Origin of the sequence: Pseudomonas sp. USHLN015 (genome assembly GCF_037153275.1) — a bacterium.
Lineage (GTDB): Bacteria > Pseudomonadota > Gammaproteobacteria > Pseudomonadales > Pseudomonadaceae > Metapseudomonas > Metapseudomonas tohonis.
This window is the reverse complement of the sequence record NZ_JBBCKP010000005.1, coordinates 168910-191581: the sequence shown is the minus strand read 5'-3', so window position 1 is coordinate 191581 and position 22672 is coordinate 168910. Positions and strand designations below refer to the sequence as shown.

Sequence of the window (22672 nt, the reverse complement as noted above, 5' to 3'; positions counted from 1 at the left end):
GCGGGGAAAGCCTCGGAAAAATGTGCGCATTGTACACAATCCGACCGGACAAAGGCACTGCCACCCCGCCCAGAATCCCGCCTACAGGGCCCTGGAGCCCTCCGGCAGCTCCAGGCGCAACCCCATCCGGCGACCTTCGGCGACCAGGTGGTCACGCATCAGCGAGGAGGCCAGCAGGCTGTCGCGCCGACGGATGGCCTGCACCAGGGCCTCGTGCTCGCGCACCCGCTCCTGCAACTCGTCACCGCGCTGGCGCAGCAGTGCGTCACTGCGGGCCAACGCAGCCCCCGCCTGCGTGACCAGGGACTGGAAGATGGGATTGGTCGTCAGCGAGCCCAGCAACTGATGGAAGCCTATATAGGCCTCGACGAAGGCATCCATGTCGTCGTCCTCCGCGGCGTCGCGCAGGTCCATCAGGCGCAGGCGCAGGCGGTCGAGGTCGCTTGATGCGATGGATTGCGCCACCAGGCCGACGATGAAGGGCTCCAGGGCATAACGCAGCTGGATCACATCCTCGATGCTGTGGTCGCGGGGCGCCGTGATGGCGAGTTCCGCAGCCTCGCGCCCCATCACCTGGACGCCCTTGCCGGGCAGCGAGCGGACCATGCCGAGGGTTTCCAGCACCGTCACCGCCTCGCGCAGGCAGGGCCGGCTGATGCCCAGTTGCTCGGCCAGTTCGCGCTGGCCCGGGAGCATCTCCCCGACGGCCCAGCGCCCCTGCTCGATGGACTCGCGCAGTGACTGGACGATGGACCCCACCAGGGTCGATGAGCTGTTCACTGTTCCTTCCTCCTTGTGAAGCCGGACCAGGCAGGCCGGGCCGCAGCATCATGCAGCCCGGCGACGCCCTTCTCAATCCGCCGTCGGCTTGGCACCGAGGCGGTCCTTGAACGCAAAGCCCTGCTCGCCCGCCAGCACGCTGCGGGCGCGGCCCAGGTCGATGTCCTTTTCCCAACGGGCGATGGCCACGGTGGCGATGCAGTTGCCGATCAGGTTGGTCAGCGCGCGGCCGATGCCCATGAACCAGTCCACGGAGAGCACCAGCACCAGGCCCACGACGGGTATGGCCGGCACGGCTGCAAGCGTGGCGGCGAGGATCACCAGGGCCGAGCCGGGAATGCCGTGGGCGCCCTTGGAGGTGACCAGCGACACCAGCAGGATGGTGACCAGGTCGTTCATCGCCAGCGGCGTGCCGGTGGCATGGGCGATGAAGACGATGGCCAGGGTCAGGTAGATGGAGAAGCCGTCCAGGTTGAACGAGTAGCCCGTGGGGATGACCAGGCCGACCGTGGAACTGCGGATGCCCAGGTGCTCCAGCTTGCGCATGATCTGCGGCAGCACGGCGTCCGAGGAGGCGGTGCCGAGGACGATCAGCAGCTCCTCGCGCAGGTAGCCGAGGAACGGCCACAGGCGCAGCCCGGAAACCCGTAGCACGGTCCCCAGTACCAGCAGCACGAACACCGCGCAGGTGGCGTAGAACACCACCACCAGGCCGCCCAGGTGGCGCAGCGAATCGACCCCATACTTGCTGGTGGTGAACGCGATGGCGCCGAACACGCCGATGGGCGCCAGGCGCACGATCATGCCCATGATGCGGAAGATCACATGGCTCATCTCGTTGATCAGCCGAGCCACGCCCGACGCCGCCTCGCCCACCTGGTTCAGCGCGCAGCCGAACAGCACCGAGAACAGCAGCACCTGGAGGATGTCGTTGCTGGCGAAAGCACCGATCACGGACGCCGGGATCAGCCCCATGACGAAGTCCACCGGCCCGTGCAGGTCACCGGTGCGCGAGGTGTAGAGCGCGGCATCGCCGGCCGGCAACTGGCCGAGGTCGATGTTGGCGCCCACCCCCAGCCCGCCGCCATAGGCCACCAGCAGGCCGATCAGCAGCGCCACCGTGGTCAGCACCTCGAAATACACCACCGCCTTGAAGCCGATGCGACCGACCTTCTTCAGGTCCCCCGCGCCGGAAATGCCGCTGACCACCACGCAGAACACGATCAGCGCGATGAGCATCTTGATCAGCTTGATGAAACCGTCGCCCAGGGGCTTGAGCTGCGCCGAGAACTCGGGGAAGCCGATACCGCAGAGGATGCCGATGACCAGGCCGATGACGACCTGCAGGAATATCGAGCGCGAGCACCACTTGAGCATGGGGGGAATCTCCGTTGCGGTGCCCCCGGAGCGCTGGCGCGGCTACGCCCTTGTGCGAGATCCGGAGGCTTTGTTGTTGTGGTCTTACCGGTCAGTCCAGCACGCGCAGTCTATGCCCCCGAAAAGCTGCACACAAGCCGACAAACATTAATTGACTTTTTTGTACACAAACACATAATCCGACTGCGTACTTTTGACCCAAAAGTCAGAAAATTCGTACCGCCCCGTGAGGCACCAAACCTCAGGCTTTTCGCTGCGCAAGGGACCCAGGTAACCAGCCGGCCGAACAGCTAAAAACAACTAAATGAGAGGTACCTGCTGTGGAAAGCACCAAACAACAAGAACAAGGAACGTACGCTGCTAGCCCCCCCGCCAAAGGCCTGCTTGAACGCCTCTTCAAGCTGACCGAACACCGCACCACCGTGAGAACCGAACTGGCCGCCGGCCTCACCACCTTCATCACCATGGCCTACATCATCTTCGTCAACCCCAACATCATGGCGGATGCCGGCATCGATCACGGTGCGGCCTTCGTGGCCACCTGCCTGGCCGCCGCCTTCGGCTGCTTCCTGATGGGCCTGTACGCCAACTGGCCGGTGGGCCTGGCACCGGGCATGGGCCTCAACGCCTTCTTCACCTACACCGTGGTCAACACCATGGGCTACAGCTGGCAGATCGCCCTCGGCGCGGTGTTCCTGTCCGGTGTGCTGTTCATGATCCTGACCTTCTCGCGCATCCGCGAATGGCTGCTCAACAGCATCCCAAGCAGCCTTCGATTCGCCATGGGTGCGGGGGTCGGATTGTTCCTCGGGCTCATCGGCCTGAAGACCGCCGGCATCGTGGTACCGAACTCCAGCACCCTGGTGCACATCGGTGACCTCACCTCCCCCGCCCCGCTGCTGGCCGCGATCTGCTTCCTGATGATCGCCGTGCTGGAATACCGTCGCGTGTTCGGCGGCATCCTCATCAGCATCCTCACCGTCACCCTGATCGGCGTCGGCCTGGGCATCGTCAAGTTCGGCGGCGTCTTCTCCATGCCGCCGAGCCTGGCCCCGACCTTCATGGCCATGGACATCACCGGCGCGTTCGACGTGACCATGATCAGCGTGATCCTGGCCTTCCTCTTCGTGCACATGTTCGACACCGCCGGCACCCTGATGGGCGTGGCCCAGCGCGCGAACCTGGTGAAGGAAGACGGCCGCATCGAGAACCTGTCGAAGGCCATGAAGGCCGATAGCGCCTCCAGCGTGTTCGGCGGCGTGCTCGGCGTACCGCCGGTCACCAGCTACGTGGAAAGCGCCGCGGGCGTCGCCGCCGGTGGCCGCACTGGTCTGACCGCCGTCACCGTCGGCATCCTCTTCGTCGCCGCGATGTTCTTCGCCCCGCTGGCCGGCATGATCCCCGCCTACGCCACCTCCGGCGCGCTGATCTACGTCGCCATGCTGATGATGGGCGGCATGGCCCATATCGACTGGGACGAGCACACCGAAACCATCCCCGCGATCGTCACCGTCATCATGATGCCGCTGACCTTCTCGGTCGCCGACGGCATCGCCCTGGGCTTCGTGACCTACGTGGTGATGAAGGCCTGCACCGGCAAATACCGCGAGGTATCGCCCAGCCTGTATGCACTTTGCGCCATCTTCGTCGCCAAGTTCATTTTCCTGTAAGCTCGCTCCGCAACACCCAAGGGCCCTGGCGCTGAAACGCCGGGGCCCTTTTCATTGTCCGGAGACGAGCGAATGAGCCTGGAAACCTGGCTGCTGTTCAGCAGCGCCGCGCTGGTGGTGATCCTCATCCCCGGCCCCCTGTCCCTGCTGATGGTCAGCAACAGCCTCAACTACGGCATCCGCCGCTCGCTGCCCGCCTTCCTCGGCGGCGTCAGCGCCGCCACCGGCCTGCTCGCCGCCTCCGCACTTGGCCTCGGCGCCTTGCTACTGGCCTCCGAACAGCTGTTCAGCCTGCTCAAGCTCGTCGGCGCGCTCTACCTCTTCTACCTCGCCTGGCAGAGCTGGAAGCAATCGCGCAACGCCGGCAAACCGGTGGCGGCCGAGGAGCAACCGACCAACCCGGGCTTCCGCGCCTTCTACTGGAAAGCCTTCGGCCTCGCCGCCAGCAACCCCAAGGACATCCTCTTCTTCGCCGCCTTCCTGCCCCAGTTCATCAGCGCCGACCGCCCGCTGCTGGGCCAGCTCTCGGTGATGATCGCCACCTGGGCCGTGCTGGACCTCGCCTGCAAGCTCTTCTACGGCCTCAGCGCCCACGCCGCCGCCCGCTACCTGCGCTCCGGCGAAGGCCAGACCTGGTTCAACCGCGTCAGCGCCGGGCTGTTCGGTGCGGCGGGCACGGCGGCGTTGATATCCCGCTGAAACGGCCCTCCTGAAATGACGAAACCCGGCGGATGCCGGGCTTTTTCATGGTGAAGCGAAAGGCTTAAAAGAAATACATCCATGTATGTCCATCAGCACGGACGTAGGGGCCAGATAGGTTCTGAAGTATCAGACATTCTTTCCTGGCCCCACTCCAGACAAGCGCTGACCAAGTAGCGACTCAACCGGCAATCAAGGCATTCCGCTTGCGAACGACATAGGCCAGCGCGCCGCAATAAAGCAATACCACCACCCCATATCCGGCGGCAAAGATCAGCATCGAGTAATCGAAAGCAGTCGAGAAGTCAGCTTTCTCAGTTTCCATCACATGCCCTACTACACCCCAAGAGGCCCCGGTGATCAGGCTGATCACCAGCGCCGGTAGGTAGGTCCAGAACACCACGGCATGGGAACGCCCGTGCTCCTTGCGGGCCAGCAACCACGACGCCAGGTAGAGCGCCGATACAGCCAGTGCACTAAGCCATATCCCCATATTCAGTGACCAATGTGAAAGCGGGCGCTCTCCCAGCGTCGGCACAGTTATCAGCACCAGGGCACCGGACAGGAGCAGAAAAAAAGCGATGAGGATGAGGGAGAAGGTACGCATGACTTTCCTTTTTTGGGCTGGCTATTCAACTGCGCCCGTAAACACCATGACCAAGGTGGCACAGGGATTATTCGATCAGGCACTCAGGCTTGCCGCAATCGCTACCACTTGAAGCGGAGGATGAAACGTTCTCGGATTGCTCATAGGCCAACTTGTCGAAAGGCGGGTCGGCGAGCACTTGGGCGACGAAGGTATCGACGATCACCCGCACGTTCGCTCCTCGAGCGTCCCCGGTTGGGATCAGGCCTATCCTGTGCTCGGTGTGATTGGCAATCTCGTAGCTGCGGAGCGGCTTCTCACCTTTGCTGACCAGGAAGCCGATACGGCTATCCCAGTACGTCGGGGCGGGCACGAGGAAGAAGGTGAACGCACTCAGGAACATCCTGGGAATGTTGTGCCACCGCCAGTAATTGCTCTGGGAAATGACCACCAGGTTGTAACCGTCCCGATCATAGCCCTCGGTCACCTGCTCGAACGCCCCGGTACCTCGCAGATAGTTGCGAATGAGAGGCGCCGGTACATCTCCACTCATCACGACGTTGATGGGAGGCAACGGCTCGCCGAGCACGATGTTGGGCTCCTTGAGCGTGTGATGGATCTGGCAGCCTGTCAGGAGCAGTAATGCTGCAAGCAATAGCATGCACTTCTTCATTGCAGCTCTCCGGACATCAGTGCCCTGTAGACAGAGGCCTTGGGCCCGTTCTGGTCGATAATCGTCGGATAAGCACCATCGAGGTACTTGAGGTCGAGTTCCTCAATGGAAGGCAACTCAGGGTGCGCTGCTCTTGCGAGCGCTAAATCCCGCTCCGGATGGCGGCTATGGAAATAGGTACAGGCATTCCCGACGATGATGCAGGCGCTGCGGAAATCACCGATGTAGTAGGCCTTGCCAGCCTCCAGATTCAGCGGAATCGAGAAATCCTCCCGACTCCAGGAGCGAGTACGTCCAGTATCGAACCAGACATTGAAGAGCTCGTAGCGACCTGGCTTCAGCGGCATAACGAAAAGCGAGCCGATTCCTCTCGATCGATCATGAACATCCCGTGGCGTCCGGACGAACCAACCATTGAGCGACTGTGCAGAGGCGAACTCATGTCCGCCGCGCTGGCGCAGTAGCAGTTTCTGCTCCTCGGCAGCGATATAGGCATCCGGCCAGATACCCACGACACCGATCAGATAACTGGTGCCAGAAGTGGCGGTAGGTTCGTAGGAGGCAGGTACCGATGTGGTGGGCATGCTGTAGCAGCCCCCCAGACTGACAAGGGCAAGAGCGATAAAGAACTTCTGGAGCATTAGGCGACCGATAACGAAGAAAGAGATGGCTGCCCCGACCGGATAATGGCCGGAAGCACAATATCTGAGGAGAGTGACGCCGGCACCGTGACCTGTGCCGGCACTATCGACTTGAAGTCAGTCCTTTGCTTTCAGCAAGACATACGCCTCACCGCCACTCCGGTCATGAGCGAGGATGAAAACCTGGCCACCGAGCGTGACCATGGAAGGAGCGGTTTGCGCAACCGGAGTGCCGGATAGACCACGAGCAGAGTCCAGCAATTGCCGGGTAAGGCTCTCGTCCCGCTGCGAAGGCGTTGTCACAGCACACTCCTTCCCTGCCTGGATCTGGACACTCATGCTCTTGTCAGCGTTGAAGCCCGCCATCATGAAGCCCATATCGGTAACTTCGACACCAAGTGTCTTGGCGACCACTGCGGCCTGAGAGAAGTCGGGCGCAGTCTTCAGGCAGATATCACGGAAGGCCTGTATAGCAGCAGAAGGTGCTTCATTAGAAGCAACTGGAAGAGTTGCCGGGTCTTTATTGGAGCATGCAGCCATAAGAGCCACGATCGCGATAAGACAAGTATGCTTCATATTTTCCTTAACACCCTTTCATTGCAGCTTGGTCAGATCAAAAACCTATTAGACACCCAAAAAATCTTAATAATTCAAATACCTATCTGCTTTGACCCGCACCACAATGAAGCCAAACAGAGCAATGACGCAATTATTTATTTAAGCAGCAACATAGCTGCCTGTATAAATCTTCCTTTTAGCGCCAAGAAACATATCCACCCATTTTAGAAAATCACATTTCACCACACCCCAACACAACGAAACAGAACAAGAGCCACTTTATTCAAAATAAAAATGCTCTTCATCATCATCACATACCCTTCTAACAGACACCACTCCATTAACCCCCACATAAACCCAACCCTCACCAACGGGATCTGGAATATAACACTCGACCCCCAGAATAGAAGATGAAGAAATTATTTTTCCTTTTAATTCTGCGGCACTCATCTCACATCTAAACAGCTGCAGCAACATAGCAGCCTCTCCATGGACATACGAAAAAACACATAAACATCTGCAACTGGATAAATCCAATGCGCCCGCCTTCTCATAAAATTCAGCATCCTGACAAACAACGACCTCATCAACAGACACTCCCACAACCAGAGCGATGAAAGTCCTTAGCTCTTGGATAGAAATGCGATATCTCAACAAAAAATCAATCATTATTTATAGCCCTCCAAACCTTTAAAGCCTCAGCCCTTGCTTGGTCGTCGATCTTCATACTCTTCAAGATCTCGTCTGCTCTGGGTGAGTTGCCAAATTTATTCAGAACGCCCAGAGCCTTATACCCCCCCCTATCCAACAAATAAAGACCAGGCCCAGAAATCGGGTAAAGAGTTCCGTCATGTGCGCCATATATCCTGTCATTAATAATGTAATTATCTCCGACTTTCTGAGCCTGCCCTGCACGAATCGCAGTGACATCTGCATTTAGATCAACCACAGATCTATCTACCACCGTATTCTTATCCTTAGCAAGCGACCCCTGTGTCACTTTGTCAGCATAATGGCGTGTGTTAGGGGCTTTTAGAGAGACCAATTCCTTTATTACTGCCCCATCGGGATTTACCGCGCAATTTCCTCCCTTGCAAGCAGGCTCTTTACATGGACCTGAATTATGCACCCATGCCTTAAGGCCACCCACATAAAACGTATGACCTATATCCACCGTCAGGTTATATGTAGTTCCCTGAGGCTTGACCAACTCGATGGACTCAACTGCAATAGTGGCATTATTGCTTCCACCATCACTCAAGGACTGTAGCTGATCGCCAGGGCTAAGTTTGATCAGGGGGACAAAGTCATGCCGTGCCGGAACGTAGAATGGGTGGCTATCTGTTACCAGTAGAGTATCGGTGAGCGCCCCATCAATAGACTTCAGCTTTAAACGATAGATCGCCTGATCAGTTCGTACATGGGTGGCAGTAACGGCAGCGGCAAATGGTTCGCCACCTTTTTCAGGCTTACTCCAGACAATATCCCCAATCTTGAGGGCCTCAATGGCTTTATCGCCTTTAGGAGTCGAAACCATTGTGCCTGCGGCAAAGCAGCAAGGCCCTGGCTTTTCAGTTTGATGCCCAGCAACATCTTTAGAGCCAGGCTGTATAGGACCACTTCCGTCCTTAGTCGGATGAGGCGATGAGCCTTTAGTCACACTAATTTTTTTCAGAGAGCCCGGACCTATTCCACCCAAGGCAATATCAATCAGGAATTCAGCACCTATAACATAGGTATTCCCGTCAAGCTCCGACTTCCCTTGCTGATAGTCCTGTTTCGCTTGGTCATGGCTACCCTTGAGCTCACTATCAGTCGGCCTAACCAGAGGGTCGGCAGCACCGATAGCAAGCTCTTCTTTGACTTCAGCGATTTTGTCTCCAAAGAACCAATTAACCGCCACGCTGCTGGCTACCCCCAACGCAGCTTTGACTGGCCCCATGAGAGCCTGGATTGCAAGCATCGCAGCTTGAGCTTCAGCTACAGGTAATTTATCCAACTGCTGCTTCAAGAAAGTTGCATGATCAAGAAGCAACTCTCCTTTTGTTTGCACATCGAACGAATCACCCTCGTCTAAAGTCAAGACTCCAGCGCTGCTTACCTTGCATGATCCAGCAGCCTCGCATTTTGCGACGACCAAATCGAAATCATTACTCCGCACCAAGAACAGTTTCAGCGACTCGACGACATCACTATTCGGCAGCTTGATCTCTTCGACAGAAACACCATTCCTGACAGCATTCTTCGCAATCAAGAGAGCCTGCTCATCACCAAAGGTCTCACGGAGACTCGCAGGAACCTGATCCATCCCTACTCGTTGCGCCTGAATCTCTCGTCGTATGTCCTCAACAGCGTTCAAGGAACCCTTGTAGAGGCGCTCGGCCATCTCCCGGTTCCCGCCGAGCTTATCTTTATAGGCCGTCAGCTCATCCTTCCAGTTACTGAGCGTATTGACATCGGAAACAGCATCGATTGATGACTTACTTGCGTAGATATCTGTCCTGTCTTCCTTGTCCCTCGTGATCTCATATGCACGATCAACGTCTCTATTCAAGCCAGCAGTTGAATCACCACCAGTCGAAGAGTCACTTCTAACCTTAAGCTCACCCTCTCCAACTGTGGCCCTAACGATTTGCTCACGGTCTTTCCGATAGTCATAACCACTGACGCTCCAGTTGTTATCACCCGATTTATCACCCTGGCTTTTGTCCACCACTGCGGAAGTTGCTGCTTCTTTGCCATCTGCGGAGGCAGGCTTACTGGCTTCATTGGTAGACCAACTGTAGGAGCCGCCGCCGTTGATGTACCAAGCGTGCTCCTTGTCACTACCCTTGATATCCCGGAAGCCAAGCGTGTCGGTATCGAGCTTTAGCTTTCCGGTATCCGACGCAATCAAAGCGCCGTCGAGCTGGGTGTGCTTCTCGGTTCGTATATCCAGTTGATCACGAGCGACGATGCTGGTCTGGTCCTGTACCCAGTTGGTGGAGCCACTGGTCTTCCCAACACCGAGAGAGCCGCTGACGCTGAAGGTCTGATAGCCAACGCTTACCGTGAGACTGGCATCCAGCTCCTTGCCGCTCACCTTGCCGGTATCCGGTAAGGATGAAACGGTCAAATCCCGCCCTACCTTCCCTTTTACGTTTTCGCCATCCAGATGTGCGCCGGCCACAGTAGTATCGCGGCCGCTTTCGAAATTCAGGTTCTTACCCGCGTAGAAATAAGCGTCCTGCTGTTTTTGAGCATCCCGATCAAGCCGTCCCTTGCCGATATCCACACTGCCGTACAGAGAGATGAAATCGCTTCCACCAAGCGCAACACCAATCTCACCACCACCGCTCTTGCGCCGGGTTTCCTGGTCGGATGCGTTTTGCGCAGCCCTAATCTCAAGATCATTCCCAGCCTTTAGATTGATGTCGCGCTCAGCCTGAACATGCGTACCAATCGCCTTCAGGTCGTTACGGGCCTCGAGATTGATATCGCGCTCAGCAGAGAGACTCGCTGGCAAGGATGTACCATCGATACCAGTTTCCTTATTAGTCCCATGACTGGCACCCGCCCCCATACGAGCGCTGTTGAAGGTCGTCCCGCCGTTCAGACCAGATTGGCTAATGTAAGACTCACTGCTACCGCCTTGAGCGCCACGAGCCACATCCAAGGTGACATCATCACCTTTGATGTTGATGTCCCGGCCTGCCCCTATTTGAGTTCCACGGGCAGTAACGTTGTTCTCTGCCGAGAGGTTCACATCTCGGCCAGCACTCAACGTCGATGGACGATTGGAGACGCTCTCCTCGAATGTGGTGCTTCTGGTGCCTGCATTCCCGACATGCACGCCCCCTGAGGGTCCAGACACGAACTGGGTGATGGCATCAGCGGTTTTAAGCACGCTGGAACCTTGGCTGATCGCGTTATAGCCTTTACCAGTTCCGTTGATTGCGTCCAGGGTATTGCCGTAGTTATGACTGACATTGACCGTCAGCCCGCTGCGGTCCTTGCTCTCAATTTCCTCGCGGGTGTAGCGCTCCTGACTGGCGTCCAGATTGATATCGCGTCCAGCCTTCAGGTTGATATCGCGCTCCGCGCCAATATCGGAACCCTGCTGGTTAATATCCCTTCCGGCTCTTACATCTACGTCATTTCCAGCCTGGACAACGCTAGCCGACGCAGTCTGTTGCGAGGTCCTCGTGACCTCTTTCAGCGTCTCTTTGCCGATGAATCCCGAGAAACCGTTTCGATCACTGTCAATCGCAATACCGCTTCTACGCTCACGCTCCCAGGATTTACTGGCTGCGACGCTCTGACCGGCCACCACGTTTACGTCACGGCCAGCATCGAGCAACACGTTTCGACCTGCTGCTACGCCGCTGCCAACGATATTGATGTCCTGCTTGGCCTGCAGCGTCGCATCCCGGTCCGCATACACCTGGCTGCCGACACTGGTACTGCTCTGCGCCTCGCGACCGGCCTCCTTGGCCGAGGAGAAAGACAGGAAGCCACCCGACGTGGAGAGACCGACCTTCTTCTTGTATTCCTTGGTGAGGCTATATGCCGTGTCGTTGGCGGAAACGAGGTTGATGTCGCCGGTGTCCTTCACCAGGCCGGCACGCAACTCCACGTCATTACCCGCGCTGGCTTCACTGGCGCGCAGGCGGATGTCGTTACCCGCCGCGATCACGACATCGTTGCCAGCCTCCAGCTCGCTGGCCACCTGGGTCGCGCTGGTCTTGAGCTGGCTCTTGCCGCTCTTCGACATGCCGAGAAAGCCGGACTTGGTCTTCTTGCTGTAGGAGCCGTGCTCCTCGACTCCGGACAGGACTGCGACATCGCCGGTCGCGCCTACCAGCAGGTCATTACCGGCATGCAGTTCGCTGCCGATCACGGTGACGTTGCGCCCACCGTCGATGTTCAGGCTGCCATTGGCCGCCGTGCTGGTATTGAGGGTGAGATCACCACCCGCCTCGACCACGGACGCGATATTGGTGCTGTCGTAGCTCTCCCGCTGCTCAGTCTTCTTGCGCCCGAAGGAGCCCTTGCTCTTCTTGAAGTAGAAGCTGGCGTCCTCGTCCTTGGCGGAAAGCAGGTTCGTGTCCCGCTCGGCATCCAGGGCCACATCCTTCGCGCCCTTGATCTGGCTGGCGACCAGGGTCAGATCCTGACCTGCCTCGATAGAGATATCGCCACCGGCCTGCACAACGGACGCCTGCTGACGAATCTGGTCGTTGCTGCTCTGGACCTTCTTGCTCCGAGAAGCGCGATGGCTCTCGTTGGCGGCCGACTCGATGCTGACATCGCGCCCTGCGACCAGCGCCAGCTCCTGGCCGGCAGTCAACTTGCTCGCGACTATTCCCAGGTCCTGTCCCGCCTCTGCTCGGAGGGCGCCACCGACCTGCACATCACTCCCATGCTGGGTGGTGCTGGTGGTGCTCCAGAAATGGCGCTTGTCCTGGCGCATGCTGCCGTTCTCTTCGGCAGCGGAGGCGATGACCAGGTCGTTGCCGGCGCTCAGCGTGGCGTTGCCGCCGGCCTTGAGGCTGCCGCCGATGTTCTGGATATCGCGCCCGGCGGAGAGGTTCAGGCTGTTGCTCGCCTCGATCCCGGCGGCCTTGTCCACCACGCTGGTGAGCTGGCTGAAGTTCTTGCCGCTGCGGGCGTCCTGGCTGATGGTGCGCTCGTTGATGATGTCGCCGGTGAGGGCGATGGCGCTGACGTCCTTGCCGTTGATGAGGCCGCCACGGGCGTTGCGGATGCTGTCGGTGGCCAGCAGGGACAGGCGCTCGCCGGCCTGCATCAGACCTGCGTTGCTGACATTGAGGGCCGAGGCTTGGAGGTTGTTGCTGGCCCGCAGGGTGCCGCTGTTGGTGAGGGTGGTGCCGCTGATCAGCGCCACGTCGCGGCCCTGGATCAGTGCGCCGCTCGGCGCCAGGCGGTCCTTGGCCTGGGCCAGGTAGAGCACCGGCACCAGCACCTTCTCGCCATTCACCTCCTGCTCCTGCATCCACACGATGTCGTGGGTCAGGGCCGCCACCTGTTCGGCGCTCAGGCCCACGCCCGGGGCGAGATTGAGGGCTTCCTTGCTGGCGATGGCGTTGTCCATCAGGTACTTGAACTGGGCCTCGTCCGAGGCCAGCCCATCGATGAAGCGCTTGCCAGTGCGAGCAACAATTGCTTCGCGGATCAGGCGCTGCTCGTACAGGCCATCACCCAGGCGCTTCTGCGCCTGGTCGGCGTCGAAGCCGAGGCGGCTCAGCATGTAGTCGGAGCTGAGGAAGCTCCTGAGATTGGCGAACTCGGCGCGGGTCTCGACCAGGTAGCGATGACCGGGGCCGTCATTGACATGGAACAGGCCGTTCTGCCCCTGGGGCAGGCCGAAGCCCGGCAGTGTCAGCGGGTTGACCGCCTGCTGGTTGGCGTCCGGCGCCAGCTGTGCGTTGAGCTGCACCACCAGCGGTTGGCTGGTGAGGCCCACCTGGCTGTCCAGGCTCTGGGCGTTGCCGCCCTGGGGAGCCTGGTTGGCCAGGACCGAGTCGTTGGTGATGGGCTGGGTGGCCTGGATGCTGACATTGCCGCCGGCCTGGATGATGGCCGGTGAGCCGACACCGGTGGGCGTGCGCGTCTCGATATCGCTGGTCAGCGCCCAGCTGTAGAGCGCGCTGGGCACCTCCTTGGGCATCGGCTGGGCGTTGTAGGGGTTGATGTAGTTGTCGCGGAAACGCTCGTCGGTGCCGTCGGTGACGCGGCCGGTGTTGAAGCGGCGTACACGTTCGATGATGCCGCTGGCGGCACCGGCGTTTTCCAGGCTGGTGCCCTGGATGCCGATGTTGCCGGTGGCGCTCAGGCTGCTGTAGCGGTTGGCGATCACGCCGCCCTGGATATCGAGGTTGCCGCCGCTGTGGATGCGCGAGGCGGCGGAGTCTTCCAGCACCGAGCTTTCGAAGCGCTCGGTGGCGACGTAGTCGACGTTGTGGTGGTCACCGCTGCAGTCGTAGCAGACCACGCTGATGGAGCCGGCAACCAGCGTCTTGCCGGGGGTGAACAGCTCCTTGCGGTTGGTCAGGGTGGCGGCGCGCAGGGTCATGTCGCCGCTGGATTCGATGCCGCCGGAGCGGTTCTCCAGCAACGCCATCTGCCCACTCGCATCGTCCTTCGCCGCGCTCAGGGCGCCCAGGCTATAGATGTCGCCCTTGAGGTTGGTGAGGCTGTCGGCGCGCAGGGCCATGTCGGCGCCACTGAACACCAGGCCCTGGTTGAGCAGGGTCGGGGCTTCGATGCGCAGCTTCTGCGCGGCGCCGAGGGTGCCGCGGTTGTCGAGGCTGGCGACGATCAGCAGGGCATCGCCCACGGTGCTGATAGTGCCGGCGTTGACCAGGCTGCTGCCGAGGCGGAACTCGCCCTTGCCGCCGCTGCGCAGTTGGGCGCCCTGGCCGAGTTCGGCGCTGGCGGCGCTGAGGGTCATGTCGCCCAGGCTCTTCAGGCTGCCGTTGCCCTGGTAGCGGCCGCTGAGGGCCAGTTGCAGCCTGCCTTCGGTTTCGATGGCGCCGTCGTTGGTCCAGTCGCCGCCGCTGGCGGTGATGTCGTCGATGGACACCAGCTTGCCGCTGGCGGTCTGGGTGAAGGTGCCGACCTTGAGGTCCAGGCGCTGGGCCTGCAGCAGGCTGCTGTTGGTCCAGTCGGCGACGTCGAGGCTGAGCACGCCGTTGGTGATGAAGCTGCCGCCGGCCTGCCCGGCATCGGCCAGGCTCAGGGCGAAGCCCTGGGTGCCGACGTGGCGCAGGGTGCCCTGCTGGTTGCTGAGGCTGGCGCTGGTGAGGGTGAAGCCGGCGTTGCCGATTTCCACCAGGCCGCCGTCGTTGTCGAAACGGCCGCCGATGGCGAAGGTGCTGCTGCCGGTGCTGCCGAGGGCACGCAGCTTGCCGCCGGCGTTGCTGGCGGAGCCGAGATCGAGATTCAGCGTCTTGCTGGCTTCGATCAGGCCGCCGTCGTTGGCCAGTTTGCCGCTCAGCGTGAGGCTGACGCTGTCGCCGCCGAGGGTGCCGCCTTGGTTGCGCAGGCTGTCGGCGTCGACCTTGACCGTCTGCTTGGCGAGCAGCTGGCCGCCGTCGTTGATGACTTCGCCGCGCTTGATCTCCAGGTCGCCCTGGGTGGCGACGATCTGGCCCTGGCCGTTGTCCAGGCGGGTGCTGCTGGTGAGCTCGACGCTGTCGCCCTGGAGGCGGCCCTGGCCGTTGCCGAGGCTGTCGGTGGTGGCCTTGAGGGCGCCGCCCTGGGCGTTGAGGCGGCCCTGCTGGTTGTGCAGTTCGCCGGCTGCGAGGGTCAGCGTGCCGTCGCCGGTGAGGACCTTGCCGCTGCGGTTGTCCAGGCGCGTACTGGCAGTGGCCTTGAGCTCGCCGCTGTCGGCCTGGAGGGTGCCGCCCTGGTTGTCCAGCACGGCGGTGGTGAGGGTCAGGTCGTCGGTCTTGGAGAGGATCAGGCCGTCGCCGAGGTTCTTCACCTCATCGGTGACGGTGACGGTCAGCGCCTGGTTGGCGGCCAGGGTGCCGCCGCTGTTGTCCAGCTGCTTGCCGTCGACCGTCAGGTCCTGCCGGCCGATGAGCTGGCCGCCCTGGTTGTGCAGGGTCTGGGCCTTCACCTGGGCGGAGCCGGCGGCGACCAGCTGCGCCCCCTGGTTGTCGAGCGTCGTGAGGTCGGTGGAGAGGGTGCCCTGGGCCAGCACCTGGCCACGGTTGGCCAGGGTGCCGCCCTGGATGTCGAGGACGCTGGCGGTGTTGGCACTGCCGTCGGCGCGCACGCCGGCTTCCAGGTGGCCCTGGTTGTCGATGCGCGCGGCGTTCAGGTTCAGGTCGCCGGCGGCGGCCAGGCTTTCCTTCACCTCGACGCTGCCGGCGCTGGTGACGCGGGCCTTGCCGCCGGCGTAGGCGCCACGGGTCAGGTCGATGTCGGTGGCCTTGAGGGCGATATCGCCGCTGGCGGCGGTGCGCGCGAGGGTCAGCTTGCCGTTGGCGTCGATCTGGATGTCGCCGCCGCTGGCGGCCATGTCGCCGGCCAGCTTCACGCCCACGCCCTGCTCGGTGCCGACGAGGCGGATCGCGCCGGCGTACATGCCGCCGAGGGCGGAGCTGTCGATGGCCAGTTGCGGCTGGGCGCTGCCGTCGTCGGCCTTGGCGGTGGCGGCCAGGGTGGTGGCGTCCACCTCGTTGCGGCCGGTGACCATGGCCAGCTGCCTGGCGTGCAGTTCGGCGTTGATCTGCGCACTGCGGGTGATCAGCTCGAACTGGTCGACGTTGCCGGCGTTGAGGCCGGCGCCCTCGATGGCGATGGCGCCGCCGTCCACGTCGTAGCGGTCGAGACGGCCGTTCTCCACCACCGGCTTGCCGGTGCTCAGGGTGACCTTGGGCGTGTTGATGAAGCCGCAGCCGTCACAGGTGATGCCGTGGGGGTTGGCGACGATGACATGGGCGCCCTGCCCGGCCACCTCGGTGTAGCCCTTGAGCTGGCTAGGGCTGCCGCCGCTGACCTCGTTGAGGATGAGGCCGGCGGCACGGCCGTTGAGGTTGGCGTTGCCGATGATGTAGCCGCCGAGCTGGGTGTTCTGCAGCTTGTCGGTGGCGTTGTTGAGGATCAGCCCCTGCTGGCCGACGTTGTAGTCGGTGAAGCGGTTGTGGGACAGGCCGTTGGCATTGGGCGTGGCGATGTTGACCACCGGCACGCCGTTGCCGGCGCTGCCGATGCTGGTGTTGCCACCGGCAGCCGCGTCCACTGCCAGGTCAGCGGCGGTGGAGACGATGGGGTTGAGGAACATCACGCCGACGAGGACGGTGGCGATGTTCTGGAAGAAGGGGCTGCGAACGTCCATGTACTGGAACTCCGGGCGAAGCTGAAATCAGAAGAAGAGGTCGAAGCGGAAATACACCGGGTGCTCCTGGCGCGTGATGGCGTCAGGGCGTTCCAGGGACCGCGCGAAGGTGACCGAGGCGGCCAGGTGCTGGCCCCGGGCACTGAATTCGAAGGCGTTGCCGCTGAGGCGGCCGCTCTGGCCGGGGTTGTAGCGATCGCCGTGGATCACCCCCAGGTCGTAGGCGAAGGCGGCGCCGTATTCCTGCACGAAGGGCTGCAGCGCCGCCCAGGTCACCGGCCGGCGCCAGCGCAGCTGGTTGCGCCAGTAGGCACCGGTGTCGCCGGAGAGGGATTGCTCCTTGAAGCCGCGCACCGAGCTGAGGCCGCCGACGCTGATGCGCTGCGGGCTGTAGAGCACGTCTTCGCTGTGCTGGCCGTTGACCAGGCTGTCGACGCTGAAGGATTCGCCCAGCAACTGGAATGACTGCAGGTAGCTGGCGGTGAGGCTGTACTTGTTGTAGCGGGCCTCGGGCGAGTAGTGGAACGGTGTGCGGTCGTGCTGGGCGTCGAAGGCGCCGATGCCGCGCTGCCAGCCGACATCGACGTTGACGAAGGCGTTGCCGATGCGGCGACCGTGGTTGAAGCCCAGCTGGGATTCGGTGAGGCGCGGGCTGGAGTTGCCGAGCAGGCTGTTTTCCACGTAGTTGCGCGTTTCCAGGTGGGCGATGCCGAGGCTGGCGGCGGTCTTGCTGACGCTGTCGCGGTGCAGCACGCGCTCGGCACGCAGCTGGTGGTTCTTGCTCTCGCCGTCGGTGCCGAAGGCGAAGCCGTCGCCCTGGTTACGGGTGCGGTAGTAGCTCTGGCTGTAGGCGTAGCTGAAGTTCCACCAGCCGTAGGGCAGGTTGTAGAGGACGCTCTGGTTGGCCGAGTGCTTCCAGTGGTCGCTGGCCAAGTCGCCGCCGCCGCGCAGGCTGAGCTGGTCGGCCAGGCCGAAGGGGCTGTCCCAGTCGAGGCTGGCGCCCCACTGCTGCTCGCCGGTGCTGCGCTGGCCGTCGTTGTGGCGGTTCAGGCCCACGCGCCAGGGCTTGGTCGGCTCGCCCTTGAGCTGCACGCGGCTGCCGCCCACGTCCGCACCGGGCACTAGCTCCAGTTGCGCGGGGCGCGACGGCAGGCGGTTGATCTGGTCCACCAGCTGTTCCATTTCGCGCAAATCGAGCACCTCGCCGTCGCGCGCGGGCGAGGCCATGGCCAGTTCGCGGTCGCTGGCGATGGCGGAGCTGTCGAGGCCTTCGAGCTTGCCCTCGACCACGATGACGTCCAGCTCGCCGTCGGCCAGGTCCTGCTGCGGCAGGTAGGCGCGCGAGGTGACGTAACCCTTGTCGATGTAGTGCTGGGTGATGGCCTTGAGCAGCTCGTTGAGACGACCGCTGTCCAGGCACTGGTTTTCGAACGGCTTGAGCAGCTCGCGCTGGCGCGGCGCGGTAATCAGGCTGGCACCCTGCAGGCGGATGCTGCGGATGTCGAAGCACGGCCCCTGGCTGGCGGGAGCGCTGGGCTGGACGGGGGCCTCGCGGCCGGGCAGTTGCTGCAGGTCCTGCAGGCGCTTGCGCTGCTCCTCGAGGATGCGGTCCTGGCGTTCGCGGATCAGGTCGCGATCGCCAGCGAAGGGCGCACCAGGGCTATCAGCCGCGAAAACGGAAAAAGCAGGAAAAAGCAGGCAGAAACCCGCAGCGAAAGACTGCAGACGCATTGCGACCGTCCTTGGAGTAATGGCATATCGACATCGGGGCGGCATTTTTATGGCGCCGGGAACTTCGCTCAAGCCCTTTCCCGACCAAATGCGAACCACTCGTCAGATGACTTGCAAAATGCCATCACTCTGGCACGGCAGTGCCAGAGCCTGCGGTCCAGACGGGACTTTCCTGTCCAGCTTCCTGCCGGCAGGCCCGAATCGCGGGCAAAAAAAAGCCCGCAGTGTGGACGGGCCGGGAAAAAGGACTCGCTGATGAGTCAGGGGTAAGACGGTTACTAGCTGCCGCGATAGGTGGAGTAGCTGTAGGGGGAGATCAGCAGCGGCACGTGGTAATGGTCCTGCTCGGCGCTGATGCCGAAGCGCAGCACGACCACATCGAGGAAGGCCTGCTCGGGCAGCTTCACGCCGCGCTTGCGGTAGTAGTCGCCGGCGTGGAAATGCAGCTGGTAGACGCCGGTGGCGTAGTCATCGCCCTGCAGCAGGGGCGCGTCACAGCGGCCGTCGTCGTTGGTGGTGGTGCGGGTGATCAGCTCCAGGCCGCCGTTCTCGACGCGGTAGAGCTCGATGCTGATGTCGCTGCCAGGGCAACCGTGGGCGGCATCCAGTACGTGGGTGGTCAATCGTCCCATTGCTTTCCGGGCTCCCGCTGCGGTCATCGACCGGCGACAGCCACACCTCCTCTTCTCGTTGAAATCGGTGCATCAGGAGTGCCCAAGCCCTGAAAAGGGGCGGCCCGGGAACTTCGATGGACCAAATATAAGACATTATCCAGAAGAATTGTACACAATTATTCGAGAATTTTTAGCACCTCGACGGCGGCTGGATTCGCCAGCACCATTTTGATGCAGACCGGCACAGAGCAAGGGTTGTATTGCAAAGAACTGACCAATCAGGCAAGTTTTTTGCAAACCTGCAGGACGTCGATCGGGACAAATATTTCATTTACAAAACTCGATGACGTTTGTATACAATCACTCATCGCGTTCGCGCAGCCCGGCTCCGCGAACCCTCCACAGACAAGAAGGAATCCAGTAGTGAGCCTCGACTACCCCCGCGACCTGATCGGCTACGGCAGCAATCCCCCGCATCCGCACTGGCCGGGCGAGGCACGCATCGCCCTCTCCTTCGTCCTCAACTACGAGGAAGGCGGCGAGCGCAACATCCTCCACGGCGACAAGGAATCCGAGGCCTTCCTCTCGGAGATGGTCGCGGCGCAGCCCCTGCAGGGCGCCCGCAACATGAGCATGGAATCCCTCTACGAGTACGGTAGCCGAGCCGGCGTCTGGCGCCTGCTCAACCTGTTCAAGAAGCACGACATCCCGCTGACCATCTTCGCCGTCGCCATGGCCGCACAGCGCCACCCGGACGCCATCCGCGCCATGGTCGAGGCCGGCCACGAGATCTGCAGCCACGGCTACCGCTGGATCGACTACCAGTACATGAGCGAGGAGCAGGAGCGCGAGCACATGCTCGAGGCCATCCGCATCCTCACCGAGCTGACCGGCGAACGTCCGCTGGGCTGGTACACCGGCCGCACCGGCCCGAACACCCGTCGCCTGGTGATGGAGGAAGGCGGCTTCCTCTACGACTCCGACACCTACGACGACGACCTGCCCTACTGGGACCCGGCCAGCACCGTGGAGAAACCGCACCTGGTGATCCCCTACACCCTCGACACCAACGACATGCGCTTCACCCAGGTGCAGGGCTTCAACAAGGGCGACGACTTCTACGAATACCTGAAGGACGCCTTCGACGTGCTCTACGCCGAAGGCGCCGCCGGCGCGCCGAAGATGCTCTCCATCGGCATGCACTGCCGCCTGCTGGGCCGCCCCGCGCGCCTCGCCGCCCTGGCCCGCTTCATCGAATACGTGAAGAGCCACGACAAGGTCTGGTTCGCCCGCCGCGTGGACATCGCCCGCCACTGGCACACCACCCACCCTTTCCAAGGCAACGCCCAATGAGCAGCTTCCAGAAGATCACCCCGTCCAGCCTGTCCCGCGAGGCCTTCGTCAGCGCCTTCGCCGACATCTACGAGCATTCGCCCTGGGTCGCCGAGAAGGCCTACGACCTCGGCCTGGATGCCAGCGTCGACCAGATCGACGGCCTGCACCAGCGCATGTCCGACATCCTGCTCAGCGCCAGCCACGACGCCCAGCTGGCCCTGATCAACGCTCACCCGGACCTGGCAGGCAAGGCCGCCGTCCGAGGCGAGTTGACCGAAGCCAGCACCAGCGAACAGGCCGGTGCCGGCATCCACGAATGCACGGCTGAAGAGTTCGCACGCTTCACCGAGCTGAACGACGCCTACAAGGCCAAGTTCGGGTTCCCTTTCATCATGGCGGTGAAGGGCAGCAACCGGCACCAGATCCTGGCGGCGTTCGAGGAGCGCATCCACAACACCCCCGAAGCCGAGTTCAGCCGGGCCCTGGCCGAGATCAACCGGATCGCGCTGTTCCGCCTGCAGCAGATGTGACCCCGGCTGCACGCACGCCGGACACGCCGATGCTCCCGTTCCAAGGCAGACCGCAATGAAGAGCTACGCAGTACCCTTCGAGAAGTACATCAACCTCGCCGACGCCCGTCTCGGGACCCGAGCCCTCTCGGTCACCGACGACTGGTTCGCCGACGTCAACCGCCTGTTCCAGCCGACCACGGCCGTGTGGAAGGAAGGCGTGTTCGACGACAACGGCAAGTGGATGGACGGCTGGGAATCCCGCCGCAAGCGTTTCGAAGGCCATGACCACGCTGTGATCCGCCTGGGTGTAGCGGGCTCGATCAAGGGCGTGGACATCGACACCAGTTTCTTCACCGGCAACTACCCGCCGTCCGCGTCCCTGGAAGGCTGCTTCGTGGCCAACGGCGACCCGGACGAGACCACCGCCTGGAGCGAAGTGCTCGGCTCCGTCGAGCTCAAGGGCGATAGCCACCATTACCATGCGATCGACAACGACCAGGCCTTCACCCACCTGCGCTTCAACATCTATCCCGACGGTGGCGTGGCACGCCTGCGCGTATACGGCATCCCCCATCGCGACTGGAGCGCGGTGGGCGACTTCGAGCAGGTCGACCTCGCCGCAGCCCTCAATGGCGGTCGCGCGCTGGCCTGCTCCGACGAGCATTTCGGCCGCATGGGCAACATCCTCAACCCGGGCCGTGGCATCAACATGGGCGACGGCTGGGAAACCGCCCGCCGCCGCACCCCGGGCAACGACTGGGTGATAGTCGCCCTCGGCCACCCCGGCGAGATCGAGCGAATCGTGGTCGATACCCTGCATTTCAAGGGCAACTACCCCGACAGCTGCTCGATCCAGGCGGCCTTCGTCAAGGGCGGCACCGACAGCCAGATCGAGACCCAGAGCCTGTTCTGGCGCGAGCTGCTGCCGAGCCAGAAGCTCTCGATGCACGCCGAGCACGAATACACCGAACAGATCCGGGCCCTCGGCCCCGTCACCCACGTACGCCTGAACATATTCCCGGACGGAGGCGTCAGTCGCCTGCGCCTGTTCGGCAAGGTGGCCAGATAACGCCGGGCCAACCCCGGCAACCCCGTCACCGTGGCGGGGCGACAGCAAGGACAAGAAGAACAGCATGCGCACTCTCAAGATCGAGCCCCTGACCAAAGAAGCATTCGCCCCGTTCGGTGACGTCATCGAAACCGAAGGCAGCGAGTTCTTCATGATCAACAACGGCTCAACCCGCCGTTACCACAAGCTGGCCACCGTCGAGACGGCCCAGCCGGACGACAAGGCGATCATCAGCATCTTCAGCGCCGAGTCCCTGGAGATGCCCCTTCCCATCCGCATGCTTGAACGACATCCGCAGGGCAGCCAGGCCTTCATACCGCTGCTCGGCAACCCCTTTCTGGTCGTGGTCGCGCCGGTTGGCGATGCACCTGTACCGGGTCTGGTCCGTGCCTTCCTCACCAATGGCAGGCAGGGCGTTAATTACCATCGCGGCGTCTGGCACCACCCGGTGCTGACGATCGAAAAGCGGGATGACTTCCTGGTGGTTGATCGCAGCGGTTCCGGCAACAACTGCGACGAGCATTACTTCACCGAGGACGAGCAACTGCTCCTCGACCCCCACCACTAATAAGAGAAG

At 61.9% G+C, this 22672-nt stretch carries 16 protein-coding genes; 6 read left to right on the top strand and 10 right to left on the bottom strand.

The features are described from left to right. Positions 1-81: 81 nt before the first annotated feature. Together WFQ67_RS11930 and WFQ67_RS11925 are read right to left on the bottom strand one after the other, a co-directional pair. A complete protein-coding gene (locus tag WFQ67_RS11930) occupies positions 82-780 on the bottom strand; it encodes a FadR/GntR family transcriptional regulator (protein ID WP_111263413.1) in 699 nt (232 codons plus the stop codon). A 72-nt stretch (positions 781-852) separates the two neighbouring features. Continuing rightward, a complete protein-coding gene (locus WFQ67_RS11925; RefSeq protein ID WP_213625411.1) occupies positions 853-2157 on the bottom strand; it encodes a C4-dicarboxylate transporter DctA in 1305 nt (434 codons plus the stop codon). 320 nt (positions 2158-2477) lie between these two features. Between WFQ67_RS11925 and WFQ67_RS11920 the strand changes: the two genes are divergently transcribed. After that, entirely contained in the window at positions 2478-3827 is a 1350-nt protein-coding gene (locus tag WFQ67_RS11920) for an NCS2 family permease (RefSeq protein ID WP_043243483.1), read from the top strand. Between the two features lie 72 nt (positions 3828-3899). After that, entirely contained in the window at positions 3900-4526 is a 627-nt protein-coding gene (locus WFQ67_RS11915; protein ID WP_337056973.1) for a LysE family translocator, read from the top strand. A gap of 181 nt (positions 4527-4707) precedes the next feature. Here the strand turns inward: WFQ67_RS11915 and WFQ67_RS11910 are convergent, their stop codons facing one another. The 8 genes from WFQ67_RS11910 to uraH all read right to left on the bottom strand — a co-directional run bounded on the left by WFQ67_RS11910 (position 4708) and on the right by uraH (position 19197). Continuing rightward, positions 4708-5133, bottom strand: a complete 426-nt coding sequence (locus tag WFQ67_RS11910; protein WP_213625414.1) for a hypothetical protein — start codon at positions 5131-5133, stop codon at positions 4708-4710. 67 nt (positions 5134-5200) lie between these two features. Next, on the bottom strand, positions 5201-5785 hold the full coding sequence (locus WFQ67_RS11905) for a hypothetical protein (RefSeq protein WP_213625415.1): 585 nt from the start codon (positions 5783-5785) through the stop codon (positions 5201-5203). After that, on the bottom strand, positions 5782-6426 hold the full coding sequence (locus WFQ67_RS11900) for a hypothetical protein (RefSeq protein WP_213625416.1): 645 nt from the start codon (positions 6424-6426) through the stop codon (positions 5782-5784). The genes WFQ67_RS11905 and WFQ67_RS11900 overlap by 4 nt, the downstream gene beginning before the upstream one ends. A 117-nt stretch (positions 6427-6543) precedes the next feature. Continuing rightward, on the bottom strand, positions 6544-7002 hold the full coding sequence (locus WFQ67_RS11895) for a hypothetical protein (protein ID WP_213625417.1): 459 nt from the start codon (positions 7000-7002) through the stop codon (positions 6544-6546). A gap of 261 nt (positions 7003-7263) precedes the next feature. Next, entirely contained in the window at positions 7264-7653 is a 390-nt protein-coding gene (locus tag WFQ67_RS11890; RefSeq protein ID WP_213625418.1) for a hypothetical protein, read from the bottom strand. Continuing rightward, positions 7646-16834 carry a hemagglutinin repeat-containing protein gene (locus WFQ67_RS11885; RefSeq protein ID WP_337056972.1) on the bottom strand — a complete coding sequence of 3063 codons (9189 nt, stop codon included), beginning with the start codon at positions 16832-16834 and terminating at the stop codon, positions 7646-7648. Before WFQ67_RS11885 ends, WFQ67_RS11890 begins: the two co-directional genes overlap by 8 nt. Positions 16835-16861: 27 nt before the next feature. Next, the gene (locus WFQ67_RS11880; RefSeq protein WP_337056971.1) at positions 16862-18565 is read right to left on the bottom strand and encodes a ShlB/FhaC/HecB family hemolysin secretion/activation protein; all 1704 of its coding nucleotides are present in this window, start codon (positions 18563-18565) and stop codon (positions 16862-16864) included. Between the two features lie 278 nt (positions 18566-18843). Next, positions 18844-19197, bottom strand: coding sequence for a hydroxyisourate hydrolase (gene uraH, locus WFQ67_RS11875; RefSeq protein WP_111260831.1), 354 nt, complete (start codon positions 19195-19197; stop codon positions 18844-18846). Between the two features lie 405 nt (positions 19198-19602). Here uraH and puuE point away from each other — a divergent pair, with 405 nt between their 5' ends. The 4 genes from puuE (at position 19603) to WFQ67_RS11855 (ending at position 22663) form a co-directional block, all read left to right on the top strand. Then, positions 19603-20532, top strand: coding sequence for an allantoinase PuuE (gene puuE / locus WFQ67_RS11870; protein WP_213625421.1), 930 nt, complete (start codon positions 19603-19605; stop codon positions 20530-20532). Beyond that, on the top strand, positions 20529-21044 hold the full coding sequence (gene uraD / locus WFQ67_RS11865; RefSeq protein ID WP_111260833.1) for a 2-oxo-4-hydroxy-4-carboxy-5-ureidoimidazoline decarboxylase: 516 nt from the start codon (positions 20529-20531) through the stop codon (positions 21042-21044). Before puuE ends, uraD begins: the two co-directional genes overlap by 4 nt. A 55-nt stretch (positions 21045-21099) precedes the next feature. Beyond that, positions 21100-22095, top strand: coding sequence for an allantoicase (alc, locus tag WFQ67_RS11860; protein WP_337056969.1), 996 nt, complete (start codon positions 21100-21102; stop codon positions 22093-22095). Positions 22096-22159: 64 nt separating this feature from the next. Continuing rightward, entirely contained in the window at positions 22160-22663 is a 504-nt protein-coding gene (locus WFQ67_RS11855; RefSeq protein ID WP_173177884.1) for an ureidoglycolate lyase, read from the top strand. Positions 22664-22672: the final 9 nt, after the last annotated feature.